This is a genomic window from Accumulibacter sp. (genome assembly GCF_031732815.1).
Lineage (GTDB): Bacteria > Pseudomonadota > Gammaproteobacteria > Burkholderiales > Rhodocyclaceae > Accumulibacter.
In genome coordinates, this window is the sequence record NZ_JAVMKF010000076.1 from 20,326 (window position 1) to 33,461 (window position 13,136).

Here is a 13,136-nt window from a genome sequence, read left to right on the forward strand (position 1 = left end):
CGCCGTCACTCCTGGCGCGAGCGCTCGCACCCGGCCAGGAACGCGGCCTGTCGCCAGTGCATGGCGCTACCGCCGCTTCCCGGTCGTCTGTCGGCCTTGCCGCAGCCGCGCCAGCGTGACTCAGGCGATGCGCAGTTCGGCCAACGACGCCAGCGTGCGGTCGTCACGGATGTTCGGCGTGATGATCAACTCCAGTACATCTGTTCCGGGAAGATCAAGCCGATGCTCCTCGGTCTCGCATGTCGAACCGCAGGGGTCGAAATTCCATTGCTGGCGCACGATGTCGCGGAACGACTGCCCGCCGTCCGTCGAACAGCGCAAGACGTACTCCTGCGTCCGCTCGGCGGCGGTCTCGACGAAACGCAGACGAATCCGCTGCAGATCGCGCGCCGGCGCGAACAGCAGTCTTATCGTCTGCCGGCCCGGGATGGCAGCGCGCCAGCCGTTGTTGCTGCCGGGCAGCAGCGCAGCCTCGATCGGATGGTGGACGTCTTCCGAACTCAGTTCGACTTCAACCAGATCCTCGATATTCAGCCACTCGGCATCGCTCGTCGGCGGGGCCGACCCTGTATCGGAAAGCAGTCGCTTGCGCACTTGTCTCTTCTCCTGTAAAGCGGGTGCCGTGCACCCGCCTGGCTCAGCCCGTGGCTTCGCCAAGCCGCTGCGCGACTTCCTGTTCGGCGAGCGCCCAATAGCGCGTGGAACAATCGCGGAAACCGTCTTTTTCGGCAATGAAGTAGGCCGCCGACTCGATCATGCGGTAGCGCTCTTCCGGGCTTGGTCTGTTTGCCGAGAGTGCGTCGCTGGCGGCCTCGGCTGGCGCTGGCGGTTCGCCCGGCGGCGCGACGACCGGCTCTGCCGGCACTGGAGGAGCAGCCTTCTTTGCCGGGGTTTTCCTCTCAGCACTCGGGGCGGCGGTCTTACGGACGGTGGGTTTGCTTGGCGTAGGCTGGCTGGAGACGCTTTCGCTTGCCGCAGGCTTTCTGGTCGGCGTTCTCTTGCTCGTCGTCTTTTCTTCCATCGTGCAGTTTCCTTGTCGTCTGGTGTGGGTGTCGTACGTTCGGTGGGCGCTGGGAAACCGCCTCGAACCTCTACCGAATACTCGAGCAGGATAGAAAAATCAAGCCTCTTGGTCAAGGCAATTCCTCTCGGCGAGTAGAGAACAGGCCATTCTTCCGACTTGCCGCGTGGGCCGCGCGCCTGGTGGTGGCCGACCGGCCGCGGGGCGGACACGGTCTGTGACGGAAATGAGACAAATCGCGCGTTGTTCCCGTGAACCTCGCGCCAAGCCTTGCCCACCACTTGCGCGTCTGTCAGAATCCGTTTCCAGCGCCCGGGTGGTCCTCATCTTGACCAGCCGCGGCGGGCCATCTCTAGTTCTTACGTTTGCCCACCTATTGGAGAAGTCCCTATGCAAAAGAAGCTCATTGCGTTGACCATTGCGGGTCTCGCTTCGGGTACTGCCGCCGCGCAAACCAACGTCACCGTTTATGGCGTTGCCGATGTGGGCTATGTATACAGCGCAGGTGATGCCGGTCGAAACGGCCTGGGCGTCAGAATTCCCGGCACGAACAAGTTCAGCGGACTGGCTGGCGGTGGCGTCACGGCAGGCAACCGCCTCGGCTTCAAGGGCGAAGAGGCGCTCGGCAATGGGCTGAAAGCGGTGTTCACGCTGGAGTACGCGCTCGAGCTGGACACTAACGCGGGGGTCGGGAGCACCGGTGGGCTGAACGCGCGGCAGCAGTTTGTCGGGCTGCAAAGCAAGTTGGGTACCGTTGCCCTGGGCCGTCAGTACGCCCCAGGCTTTGACGCGACGGCGAACAACGATGCACTGGAAGCGACCGACATGAGCATCCAGTCGAACTTCAGCGTCTATGCCGGCAACACGATCACGCCAAACAGCCCATCGCGCTATAACAACTCGATTTCCTACACCAGCGGCAACATGTCGGGTCTGACGTTGAAGGCCATTTACGGCTTCGGCGAAAATGCGGTGGGTGGCTTGAACAACACGAGCACCAGTGACAATGGCCTGCTCGGTCTGGGGGTCAACTATGCCCGCGGTCCGATCAATCTTGACGCCGTCTATCACAGCCGGCAGAACGTCACCGTCGGCTATCCGAACGCGGCTGGCCTCGGTAAGGATATCAACGAGTGGTATCTCGGCGGCAGTTGGGACTTCCAGTTCGTCAAGGCGTATGCCAGCTATCAGGCATTGGATAACAAGAACGCCACGACCCTTGGCATCGACGACAACACCTTGTGGACCGTCGGGATCAGCGTTCCAGTGTTCAAGTCGGGCGTGATCGGTCTGAGCTACGGCAAGCTGTCGATCGACCGGAAGAACGCGTCGGATGGCGCAAGCACCGGCTGGGGCGCCATGTATACCCATTCGCTGTCCAAGCGGACGGCGGTTTATGTCGCTTATACGTTCATCGACAACGACCGCAATTCGATCGCCATTCAGACGCAGGTCGCCAACGGTGGCGCAGGAATTGGTGCGGTCGGCGAGAGCAACTATACGCTGGGTACAGGGATTCGGCATTCGTTCTGACCGATTTCTCTCGAGTGCAGCATCGACGGGCGCTTCGGCGCCCGTTTTGTTTGTCACGCCGAGGCCTGTCGAGCGTTGCTGCGCAGGCGTTTCGTTGGCAGGGTCCACCGCTCGTCGCGTCGCGCGTTGTAAGCTTGTCAGGGTGGGGTGTCGTGCCGGCGGACGTTCCGACATGGAAGCGTCGGCAGAACCAATGAAAGGAGTGCTATTCGCATGAAAGCAATGCTTATCGCTGTCGTGCTCGCGTGCGCCGCGGGATCTGTTGCGGCACAGGTTTCCGTTTCCGTCGGTGGAGCGGGCGGTGTCAACGTGAACACAGGCGGTGCCGATGGCGTGAACGTCAACACTGGCAAGGCGTCTTCCGGGACCAAAGCGAACGGTGTCTACGTCAATCCAGGCAAGACTTCGTCGTCGATCACGCATTCGCCCGGGACGCGTGTCACGACCAGCCGGGATGATGACGCTGAGGCAAGCGGGATCAGCGTGGTCAACGGGAATGTCACCATCGACGGCGTCAAGGTGCCACCGTCAGCGACTCGCTGGACCGGCAAGGACGGGACGAAATATCGCATCAAGCGCTCGGGCAAGGGCAACGTCAGCGTCGAGGAGATCGACGAATAGGTCGTAAGCCAGCCGCGCCGCTCGCTGGTTCAACCTTCGGCGCTAGTGTGTGATCGATCATCCGGCGGCGCGGTATTCGCGCCACGCACTCCAACTGAAAACAAGCAGACCGGACCAGATCAGCGCGAAGCTGAGCAGGCGGGGCATCAGCATCGCTTCACCGAAGACCCAGACTGCGGTGACAAACTGCAGGGTCGGATTGATATACATCAGCATGCCGAGGGTAACCAGGTCGAGCCTCTGGGCGGCGGCGGAAAAGGACAGCAGGGGCAGTGCCGTGAGCGCTCCGGCACCGATCAGCAGACACATCGTCGTCACATCGTGCCCGCTGAAAACGAGGTGGCCGAGTTCGGCCTGCCAAAGTGCGTACAGTCCACAGAAAGGCAGCATGGCCAGCGTTTCCAGCCAGAGGCCCGAGACGACATCGACTGGCAGTTGCTTGCGCACGAGCCCATAGGTGCCGAAGGTCCCGGCAAGGAACAGCGATACCCAGGGAAGTCTGCCGAGCCAGAGGATCTCGTTGCCGATCGCGGCGACGGCCAGTGCGACCGAGATCCATTTCAGGCGATTTAATCGTTCGCGCAGGATGAGCAGACCGAGCACGACGTTGACCAGCGGGGTCAGGAAGTAACCGAGGCTGGAGGCGATGACCTGCTGGTTTGCCACCGCCCAGAGAAACACCAGCCAGTTGCTGCCGATCAGGAGCGCCGCTACGGCCAGCATGAGGACTTGTCGCTTCGTCCGCAGTGCGGCCAGGACTTTGCGCCAATCGCGGCGCAGCGTGAGCAGCACGGCGACGAAGGCGCAGGCCCAGACGGCGCGGTTGCTCAGGATGTCAAGCGGCGGGACGTGTGACAACTGGCGAAAGAAGAGCGGAAAGAATCCCCACATGCCGTAAGCGAGCAGCCCGAAACCGACGCCGACCAGGTGCGAGTTGCTGCTCATTCGCTCAGTGCCTGAGCCACTATCGGCTAGCCGCGCAAGCTGTCGCAGTCGGCGGGATTTGCTGTAGGCTAGGTGGTTCGGAGCGAACTGCGCGTCTGAGGTGCGTCTTGCTCCGGCCGCGCGCGCAGCGCGAGGCGCTGCGCGAGATGATCAAACACGCGAAGGAGGAGCAGAGATGCAGCCGGGGAATCAGATGGCGACGCTTGGCGGAGGGTGTTTCTGGTGTCTTGAGGCGGTCTTCGAGCAACTGATCGGCGTTGAATCCGTTGTTTCGGGCTACTGCGGTGGTGATCTCGAGGAACCGACGTACGCGGCGGTGTGCGCCGGGACGACGGGGCACGCCGAGGTCGTGCAAGTGAGCTTCGACCCGCAGCAATGCAGTTACCAGCAGATACTTGAAGTCTTCTTCGCGATCCACGATCCGACGACGCCTGACCGGCAAGGTAACGACGTGGGGACGCAGTACCGCTCGGTGATCTTTGTTCATTCTCCCGAGCAGCGCGAGCTTGCCGTCCAGACGATCGACGAGCTCAGCCGACAGGCGTTGTGGCCGGCGCCGATCGTTACCCAGGTGCTGCCCGCGCCACGCTTCTACCCGGCTGAATCGTACCACCAGGGCTACTTCCGGAAGAACCCCGGCCAAGGATATTGCCAATTCGTCGTCAGTCCGAAGCTGGCGAAGTTTCGCAAACGGTTCGTCGGTCGCTTGAAGGCGAGTCGATGAAGTCGCGCAGGTCGCGGATGAAGCGCTCGCGTTGCCACTGGTGCGGCGAGTGATCGGTGCCCTCGTAAACGTGCAGCACGGCGTTGGCAATCCGGCTCTTGACGTAGTGCGCGGTTTCGCTGCGGTAGTAGTTGCTCGCTCCACCGTAGACCAACAGTGCGGGAATGTCGATGCGGTCCAGTGTGGCGCGGTAGTCGGCTTCGGTCAGGCTTTGCCAGCACGCGATAAGCGGCGCCGGGTCCTGTTCGCGCAGCCATTTGCGCGCCTTGTCCAGGCTCTGCGGATGGTCGCGATACTTTTCGCGAGCGCGTGGGTTGAGACCCATGCCCCCGAGGCGGAGGACGGACTCGGCAAAATCGCTCGCCAGGTGGCGGAGGAAGGCAGTCGAGCGTTCGCGGTCGAAATCGCCGTAAATTCCGTTCAACCAGCTATCGTCGGTGAGCAATTTCGGTGACTGGTCAATGAAGCACACCTTGCGCAGATTTCGGCAAGCATTCTCCATGATGTATTGCCACAGGGTCAGAGCGCCCAAGGAGTGCCCGACCGCGACCACCTGGTCGAGTTGGTAGTGGTCGAACAGGTTGCGCAGGTCGCGCGCCATGCGCTGCACCGTCGGCACCGTGTCGCATAGCAGGCGGTGGCCGCCGTGCCCGCGCGCATCCCAGCGGTAAACGCGGTAGTCGGGGGTCAGTTGGTCGAGAAAAGGTCCCCATTCGCGATGGCTGGCGGTCCAGCCGTGCAACATGACGATGGGCGGACCGTCACCGGAAATCTTGACGTGGATCTTCTCTCCATCGTCAGCAACGAAGTGCGTCATCGGACAGGGCAGCAAGAGAGTTGCAGCGCGGGTGCGTCGCGGGAACGCCGACCATGATACGCCGCTGATGCGGCTTTGGGCGCTCAGCCCTGAGAGATCCGACGGAAAAAAGCGCGCCGAGACGATCCAGGTTTTCTTGTCGATGGCGCGGCCGCTGAGCGGGGGGCGCCGGGCAGCGGCTCGAACATCGCAGCCAGTGCCGCAAGCGCGGCGGCGCGCGCTGCCGTTTGTGACGAGAACTCGCTGGGTGGAGCAAAGAGCGGACAGTATTGGAAGGTCGCAACCTCTGCTGTCGGATCATGGTCGGCGATGAATTCGAGCGGACCAATCGGGAATTCGAGCCAGCAGCGTTCGCCGCGCCGCCGATCAGACCACAGGCTTCCGCCGCCGGGGAGGAGAAACACATTGATGAACCAGGGCGTGATCACGGCGCCGATCCAGTCGCCAGCGGGAGCTGGCGCTGCCGCGCCGGGGTGCCCGTCGAGCAGCGCCGCGGCCGGGTCGGTCGTTGCCGGGTTGCCCGGTTGCCAACGTTGAAAACCGAGTGCTTCGACCGACAGCGCAGTGTTGACGAAAGGCATCTCATGCATCGTCTCGAACCAGATGCGACGATACATCGTGGTCAGGCGAGGCGCTGGGTTTTCGCCAATGATGTCGGCTGCGGGCGGTAGTTCATCGCGAAACGCCGGTTGGCGAAAGCCGCTGCTCACGTTTGTCTCCTCATGTGCTGATCCGGACTCGTCAGGTCAGTGAAATGAGCGGCTGGGTCGTAGTTGCCGGCGAGTTCTGCCGCGAGTGCGGCGAGAGCGTCCTCGATCAGCGCGCGCTCAGCATCGGCGACCACTTCGCGCGCCAGACCCAGGGCGACCAGTACCCAGGTGCCGATGGCTTGTGGCCCGATGAGCATCAGGTTTACCCGCTCGCGGCGGATGAAGCCAACTTCTCGCCGCTCGACGATAGCGAAGTCAGCACTGTCGTCCGTGTGGGCGACGATCTGCATGGGCAGCGACAGACACATTTCAGGTGACCCGCGCAGCTTCGCGCGGCGCGGGGTGGACGCCGAGCGCGCCGAGTTCGCCGACGATCATGCGAAGCAGCTCGGGCATGGCAGCTTCGACCACCGGGGTGAGTTCAAGGCCAAGCGCCAGCGACTGCGGCTGCAGCCCGAGAATGGCCGTGTAGCGGGGAGCCCGGGCGAGCAACTCGAGCGTCGCGAGGACGTCGCACAGGCCGATCTGGTGCGGCGAGAGCTTTGTCCTGAAAAATACCGGCACCTGCTCGCCGACCAGACGGATCAACGTGCCGGGTTCGCGCTGGGCACGAATCGCGTCGACGACGATCAAGGCGTCCAGGTCCTCCAGTTCTTCAAGCATTTCCATACCACAAGTGCCAGCGTCGATCAGCTCGATGCACGCCGGGAGACAATAGGCCAGCGGCAGGCGCTCGATGGCGCGGACGCCCAGCCCCTCGTCGCCAAGTAGAATGTTGCCGGCACCGAGAACGACAACGCGCATTGCCCGGCCTCAGCCGCACTGCCGCGATGGCGGTGAACACGCCGCGAGGCCTGCTGCTTTGCGTCCGAGCGGCTGCATCAGGCGGGATCGACCCTGACCACCGGTCGCGTTTCGTGGTCGACGACATGGACGGCGCAGGCGATGCACGGATCGAAGGAGTGCACGGTGCGCAGCACTTCAAGTGGCTGTTCCGGATTGGCTACCGGTGTTCCCACCAGGCAGGCCTCGTACGCACCTGGCGCGTCCTTTTCGTTGCGCGGTGCGGCATTCCAGGTCGTCGGAACGACGCATTGGTAGTTCTTGATCTTGCCGTCGGCGATAACGATCCAGTGCGAGAGAACGCCGCGCGGGGCTTCGTGTACGCCGAAGCCGGCGATCTCACCCTGCGGGAAAGTCGGCTTGTTGAAGGTCTTCAGATCCCCCTTCGCCATGTTCGCCAGCAGCAGGTCCCATTGGGTGGCCAATTGGTCGACGGCGACAGCGCAAACGATGGCGCGTGCCGCGTGGCGACCGATCGTCGAATGCAGCGCATCCAGGCCGACCTTGGTCTTGGCGACCGTCGACACCAGGTCGAGGGCGCGCGTGGCGTAGTCTATCGTCGGCTGGTGCTGCGCGGCGACCATCGCCAGGACGCGCGACAAGGGGCCGACCTGCATCGGCTTGTCGTAGAAGGTAGGCGATTTCAGCCAGGAATACTTGCCGTCGTCCTGAAAATCGGTGTACTGCGGCCGCGTTTCGCCCTGGTGCGGATGCAGCGGACCCTTGCCCCCCTGGTACCACGAGTGCTTGACCGATTCAGCAACCCCGTCCCTGAAGTAGGCGTCGGCATGGCTCTTGATTTCCTTGAAGCTGGCCAGATCGCCGTTGGCAATGTGCCCGCCGGGTAGCGCGAATCGAGTGTTCTTCCCGTCGAGCGGGATGTCGGGCACCGACAGGTAATCGACGAATCCGCGGCCGATCGCCGTCCATTCCGGGTACGAGCCGCCGACGACCGCGACGTCGATCAGGTAGACGTTCTTGACGAAGTCGGCCAACTGGTCGATCCAGGTCTTGACCGCCAACAAGCGCTCGACCGACAGCACCGACTGCGCGTCGACGGCCAGCGCATTGGCTACTCCGCCGACCGCGACGTTCTGGATGTGCGGCGTTTTCGAACCCAGGATGCTGACGATCTTGTTCGCGTGCCGCTGCACTTCGAGCGCTTGCAGGTAGTGCGCGGCGGCGATCAGGTTGATTTCGGGTGGCAGTTTCATCGCCGGATGGCCCCAGTAGCCATTCGTGAAGATGCCGAGCTGGCCGGTACCGACGAAGCCGCTCAGCCGATCCTTGACCTTGGTGAACTCTGCCTTGCTGTTGCCCGACCAGGTCGACAGGCTCTCGGCCAGGCTTGCTGCCTTGCCGGGGTCGGCGCGCAGCGCGCTGGTCACGTCCACCCAATCGAGCGCCGAGAGGTGGTAGAAATGCACGATGTGGTCATGCACTGCATGCGCCAGGATGATCATGTTGCGGATGTACTGCGCATTGATCGGCAGTTCGAGTTGCAGCGCGTTCTCCACCGCGCGTACGGAAGCGATCGCATGCACCGTCGTGCACACCCCGCAGATGCGCTGGGTGATGGCCCACGCGTCGCGCGGATCACGACCGACCAGTATGTTCTCCACGCCGCGCCACATCTGACCGGAAGCCCAGGCTTTCCTGACCTTGCCACCATCGACTTCGACGTCAACACGCAAATGGCCTTCGATACGGGTTACCGGATCAATCGTCACTCTTTGCGACATGCTGGTCTCCTGGAAAGCGCGTCAGGCCTGCGCGGCGCGGGCTGGCGCGGGTTCGCGCGGCAGCACCGGGAAGCGGCGGGTGATGTAGATGTAGCCGAAAACCTCGGCGGCGAAGATCCCCAGAGTGACCAGCAACTCGGCTACCGAAGGGAAGTAGCTCCAGCCGGGCCCTGTGTCGAAAGCGATCAGGAAGCCGTTCAGGCGCAGCAGGATTCCGCTGAGCATGACGGCGACTCCGGCAAGGAACAGACGCGCCGGATTACGCCGCGCCTCGACACTGCCGATGAGCAAGAAAGGCGCGATGAAACAGGCGTTTTCGACCCAGAAACTGAGCGCAACGTAGTTCGCCTGGAAAGCGAGGGGAAGTGCGTCGCGCCAGATGACGTCGGCAAAGCGGACGAGCAGGTAGAAGGCCATCGTGCCCAGCATGACTCGCGCCATCGGGTTCAGCAGGTGCAACTCGATCTGCCGGCGATAGGCTGAGGCGGCGACGCACGACTCGAAGAGGACGACGCCGTAGCCGAGGATGATCGCCGAGAGGAGATAGATCAGCGGCTGCAGCGGTGTCTGCCAGAGCGGGTTGACCTGTCCGCCCATGACGACCAGCATCGTACCCAGCGACGCCTGATGCATCATCGGCAGAACGATGCCAAGCGCGATGAAGACGAAGAGCACCTTGTTCAGTTTCTGGCGCGCTTCGCGCATGCCGAGCTTCTCGAGGAACACCGGCGAGAACTCGATCCACATGACGATGATGTACAGTGTGATGCACGCGGCGACTTCGAACATCACCGAGTTGACGTTGAAATACCCGGGCCAGAAGATGTGCCAGAAGTTCCACCAGCGGCCGAGATCGACGGTGATCGCGGCGCCGGCGAGCGTATAGCCGAAGAGGCTGCCGAGCAGCGCCGGCCGGACGAGCGGATGATACTGTCCCTGGTTGAAGATATAGACCAGCAGGGCGACCGAGAAACCGCCGCAGGCAAGTGCCGAGCCGATGAAGACATCACCGACGACCCACAAACCCCACGAATAGCCGTCGTTCAGGTTGGTCACCGAGGCGAGGCCGAAAAACATGCGAACGACGATGATCGCCGCCATGACCGTCATCAGGACACCGCAGATCAGCGTCGTGGCGCCAAACAGGCTGCCACCGACGGGTGCTGGCGGCGCATGGTGTAACGTACTCATCGGCCTTCTCCTCCCGGCGCTTCGGGCGGCGCCTCACCGGCGCGACTGACGTTGCGCTTGGCGACGTAAGTCATCGCGCCGAGGACGGCGAAAGGCATCAGCAGTCCGCCGTAAAGCGTGTGCTGAATGGTCTCCGAGGTCGACGCCGATGACTTGGGTGAGAGGTACGGCATGCCGACCTTCGCGAAATCGACCGCCGAAAGCTTGAGGACCTGCGTGCCGCCATACTCGGTTTCGCCGTAGACGTGCTGCTTGTAGTTTCCGACGTAGCCCTCATAGCTTTGATCAGGGCCGCCACTCAGGTTGCCGCGTGGGTAAGTGGTCAGGCTGCCCGGCTTGAGCGCCAGGCGGCGCTTGGCTTCGGCCAACAGGTCGCTGGTTCGCCCGTAAAGCGTGGCACCTGTCGGACAGACTTCGGCGCAGGCCGAATAGTGGCCGTCCTGGTAGCGATGGCGGCACAATTCACACTTGCCAATCTTGCCGGTCGGCGAGTCGTACTGGTACTTCGGGATGCCGAACGGACAGGCGACCACGCAATAGCGGCAGCCGACGCAGGCTTCGGCGTCATAAGCGACGATACCCGTCGTCGGATCTTTGGTCATCGCCGTTACCGGGCACGCCGAGACGCACGACGGATCGGCACAGTGCATGCACGAGGTCTTCATGAAGGCGTAGCCGTTTTCTTCGGCGTCCTTCGTCTGCATCGTTCCGTGGCGGTACATCTTGATGATGTTGAAGGTGTAGCCGCTGGTGTCGAGCGGCGTATCCCACAGCTTGTCGACGGTCGAAAACTCAGGCGGGTTGTCGTTGGCGCGTTTGCAGGCGGCGACGCAGGCCTTGCAGCCGATGCATAGCGTCGCGTCGTAGAGCAGACCGAGCGCTTCCGGCGGACGCTGGTAGGTTTCGCGGGCGGCTGCCGGGCGGCTCGTCGTCGCAGCGGCGAGTGCCGCCCCGCCGGCTGCCAGGCAGCCACGGATGAACTCGCGCCGGTTGCCGACGGGCGCGGTTGAGGCAGATCTATCGTTGTCCATTGCCAAGCTCCGTCTTGCTGGCGGCTGCGCGTTCTGCCTCCTCCAGCTTGTGCGAGAGGCCGAGATTGCGCGCCACCATGGCTGTACCGCCGGCGGCAGCGCCGGCAACCGCGGCCAGAATGGCGGCCGAAGCCAGCGTTGCGCCGCTTCCCTTCTCTTCGACGATGCGCGGATACTGCTGCGGCGGCTCGGCGTTCTTCACCTTGGCCAGCATGTGAATCGGCTTGCTGAAGCCGATTCCCTGCTCGGTGCAGCCGATGCAGGGGTGGCCGCAGCCCACCGGCCAGGTTCCCGCGCCGGCGTCGCCGAACAGGATCGTCGGACAATTGGCGTAGGTTTCCGGCCCCTTGCAACCGAGTTTGTACAGACAGTAGCCCTTGCGATGACCTTCGTCGCCGAAGTCCATGGCAAAACGTCCGGCGTCGAAGTGCGCACGCCGCTCGCAGTTCTCATGCACCAGGCGCGAGTAGGCGAATTTCGGCCGACCCAGCTCATCGACTGGCGGCAGGCTGCCGAAGGTCAGGAAGTGGACGACCGTCGACAGGAAGTTGTAGGGGTTCGGCGGGCAGCCGGGGATGGTCACCACCGGCTTGCCGAGCACGGCAGCGACGCCGGAGGCGCCGGTCGGATTGGGGTCGGCCGACGGCATGCCGCCCCAACTGGCGCACGAGCCGATGGCGATGACTGCAGCGGCATCGGCGGCGCACTCCCTGGTCAGTTCGACTGCCGTGCGCCCGCCCACCTTGCAGTAGATTCCCCCATCCCGCGTCGGAATGGCGCCTTCGACGACCAGCACGTAGTGCCCCTTGTTCTCGCTCATTGCCGTCTTGCGCGCCTGCTCGACCTGATGCCCGGCGGCAGCAAACAGCGTTTCGTGGTAATCGAGCGAGATCACGTCGAGGATCAGCCGCTCCAGCGTCGGGTGCTCGGCGCGCAACATCGACTCCGTGCAGCCCGTGCATTCCTGGAAATGCAGCCAGATCACCGAGGGTCGCTTCTGCGTCGCAATCGCTTCGGCCACGGCAGCATCGGCGCCCTGCGGCAAGCCAAGGCTCGCCGCCATGCCGGTACAGAACTGGAGGAACTCGCGCCGCGACAGCCCGAGCCGCTCGCTTGCTGCCGTAACGACCCGGCTTCCCTGCAGTTTCAGCAGGCTTGTGTTTGCCATCCTTCCCTCCCCTCCTGATGCGCTCGACCGTCGGTCGGGACGTTGCCGTTTCGGCTCGACGACAGGGCGCGCTCCTTGTCGTGACCTCTGCGCACACAAGAAGCGTGCCAGAGCGGAAAACGTCAATAAAAGAGCCTGCTATGACGAGACCATGAAAGTCGCAGGAATAGATTGCTTAGCGATTGCGCGACAAAATGGAAACCTTGTTTCCAGTCGGCACCTCGTCGGCTGCTCTGGCTTGCGTTGCAGCGGAGTCTCCTGGCAGTGCTGAAGCTCCGGCACAATCAACGCCTCCGGCCGTCAGCGCCAAGGCCAAGCTTTGGGCATGCTTCTGTGCGGGCAGGAGTTCTCTATTGATCTTCTGGATCGAATCCGGGCGGTCGTCATGTCTCGTGCGCGAGCACGGGGTACAAGCTGCGGCAGGTCGTGGCGAATTCTCCCTTCCTCATCTGGCCGGGCGAGCGCGTGCCGAATTTCGCCTCGCACGTGCTCGGACTCGTCGAGTCGGCGCTGCGCGGCCCCAGGAAGATCGTTACGTCCATACCCTCAAGCACGGCCGTATCGAATTTCTGCAAGGACGCTATCACGATTGAGCGGCTTTGCGCCGCGGCGCCAAATCTCGCGCGCCGCGGCTGTCGACGCGACGCAAGGCTTGCTCGTCCGCCGCGACTGTTGTAGCCTTAGTCCAGTAAGTTAGTCCATATGAGGTGGTCAATGGCAGTGATCGTCAACGTACACGAAGCGAAGACTCAGTTCTCCCGGCTGCTGGAGCAGGCCCATGCGGGGCAGG

General features: G+C 63.2%; 14 protein-coding genes. 3 read left to right on the top strand and 11 right to left on the bottom strand.

Translation table 11 applies throughout. The annotated features are described in order from the left end of the window. Positions 1-120: 120 nt before the first annotated feature. The gene (locus RKP46_RS06315; protein ID WP_311105852.1) at positions 121-594 is read right to left on the bottom strand and encodes a carbohydrate-binding protein; all 474 of its coding nucleotides are present in this window, start codon (positions 592-594) and stop codon (positions 121-123) included. Between the two features lie 43 nt (positions 595-637). Then, positions 638-1,021, bottom strand: coding sequence for a DUF2934 domain-containing protein (locus tag RKP46_RS06320; RefSeq protein WP_311105853.1), 384 nt, complete (start codon positions 1,019-1,021; stop codon positions 638-640). A 390-nt stretch (positions 1,022-1,411) separates the two neighbouring features. Between RKP46_RS06320 and RKP46_RS06325 the strand changes: the two genes are divergently transcribed. Next, positions 1,412-2,554 carry a porin gene (locus RKP46_RS06325; RefSeq protein ID WP_311105854.1) on the top strand — a complete coding sequence of 381 codons (1,143 nt, stop codon included), beginning with the start codon at positions 1,412-1,414 and terminating at the stop codon, positions 2,552-2,554. A 213-nt stretch (positions 2,555-2,767) separates the two neighbouring features. Next, positions 2,768-3,175: a hypothetical protein gene (locus RKP46_RS06330; protein ID WP_311105855.1), complete on the top strand. Its 408-nt coding sequence runs from the start codon at positions 2,768-2,770 to the stop codon at positions 3,173-3,175. A 57-nt stretch (positions 3,176-3,232) separates the two neighbouring features. Here the strand turns inward: RKP46_RS06330 and rarD are convergent, their stop codons facing one another. Further along, positions 3,233-4,120, bottom strand: a complete 888-nt coding sequence (rarD, locus tag RKP46_RS06335; protein ID WP_311105856.1) for an EamA family transporter RarD — start codon at positions 4,118-4,120, stop codon at positions 3,233-3,235. 175 nt (positions 4,121-4,295) lie between these two features. Here rarD and msrA point away from each other — a divergent pair, with 175 nt between their 5' ends. Further along, positions 4,296-4,844 carry a peptide-methionine (S)-S-oxide reductase MsrA gene (gene msrA / locus RKP46_RS06340; protein WP_311105857.1) on the top strand — a complete coding sequence of 183 codons (549 nt, stop codon included), beginning with the start codon at positions 4,296-4,298 and terminating at the stop codon, positions 4,842-4,844. Here the strand turns inward: msrA and RKP46_RS06345 are convergent. From RKP46_RS06345 to RKP46_RS06380, 8 genes are all read right to left on the bottom strand, one after another. After that, a complete protein-coding gene (locus RKP46_RS06345; protein WP_311105858.1) occupies positions 4,783-5,661 on the bottom strand; it encodes an alpha/beta hydrolase in 879 nt (292 codons plus the stop codon). The two genes, msrA and RKP46_RS06345, sit on opposite strands and share 62 nt — an antisense overlap. Before the next feature lie 83 nt (positions 5,662-5,744). Next, a complete protein-coding gene (gene hybE / locus RKP46_RS06350) occupies positions 5,745-6,371 on the bottom strand; it encodes a [NiFe]-hydrogenase assembly chaperone HybE (RefSeq protein ID WP_311105859.1) in 627 nt (208 codons plus the stop codon). Continuing rightward, positions 6,368-6,679: a HypC/HybG/HupF family hydrogenase formation chaperone gene (locus tag RKP46_RS06355; protein WP_311105860.1), complete on the bottom strand. Its 312-nt coding sequence runs from the start codon at positions 6,677-6,679 to the stop codon at positions 6,368-6,370. The genes hybE and RKP46_RS06355 overlap by 4 nt, the downstream gene beginning before the upstream one ends. Position 6,680: 1 nt before the next feature. Next, positions 6,681-7,175, bottom strand: a complete 495-nt coding sequence (locus RKP46_RS06360; RefSeq protein WP_311105861.1) for a HyaD/HybD family hydrogenase maturation endopeptidase — start codon at positions 7,173-7,175, stop codon at positions 6,681-6,683. Between the two features lie 77 nt (positions 7,176-7,252). Further along, the gene (locus RKP46_RS06365) at positions 7,253-8,956 is read right to left on the bottom strand and encodes a nickel-dependent hydrogenase large subunit (protein ID WP_311105862.1); all 1,704 of its coding nucleotides are present in this window, start codon (positions 8,954-8,956) and stop codon (positions 7,253-7,255) included. Positions 8,957-8,977: 21 nt separating this feature from the next. Beyond that, positions 8,978-10,147 carry a Ni/Fe-hydrogenase cytochrome b subunit gene (hybB, locus tag RKP46_RS06370; RefSeq protein ID WP_311105863.1) on the bottom strand — a complete coding sequence of 390 codons (1,170 nt, stop codon included), beginning with the start codon at positions 10,145-10,147 and terminating at the stop codon, positions 8,978-8,980. Further along, a complete protein-coding gene (hybA, locus tag RKP46_RS06375; protein WP_311105864.1) occupies positions 10,144-11,178 on the bottom strand; it encodes a hydrogenase 2 operon protein HybA in 1,035 nt (344 codons plus the stop codon). The genes hybB and hybA overlap by 4 nt, the downstream gene beginning before the upstream one ends. Continuing rightward, positions 11,165-12,346 (bottom strand): hydrogenase small subunit, encoded by a 1,182-nt coding sequence (locus RKP46_RS06380; protein WP_311105865.1) that lies wholly within the window; start codon positions 12,344-12,346, stop codon positions 11,165-11,167. The genes hybA and RKP46_RS06380 overlap by 14 nt, the downstream gene beginning before the upstream one ends. Positions 12,347-13,136 lie beyond the last annotated feature (790 nt).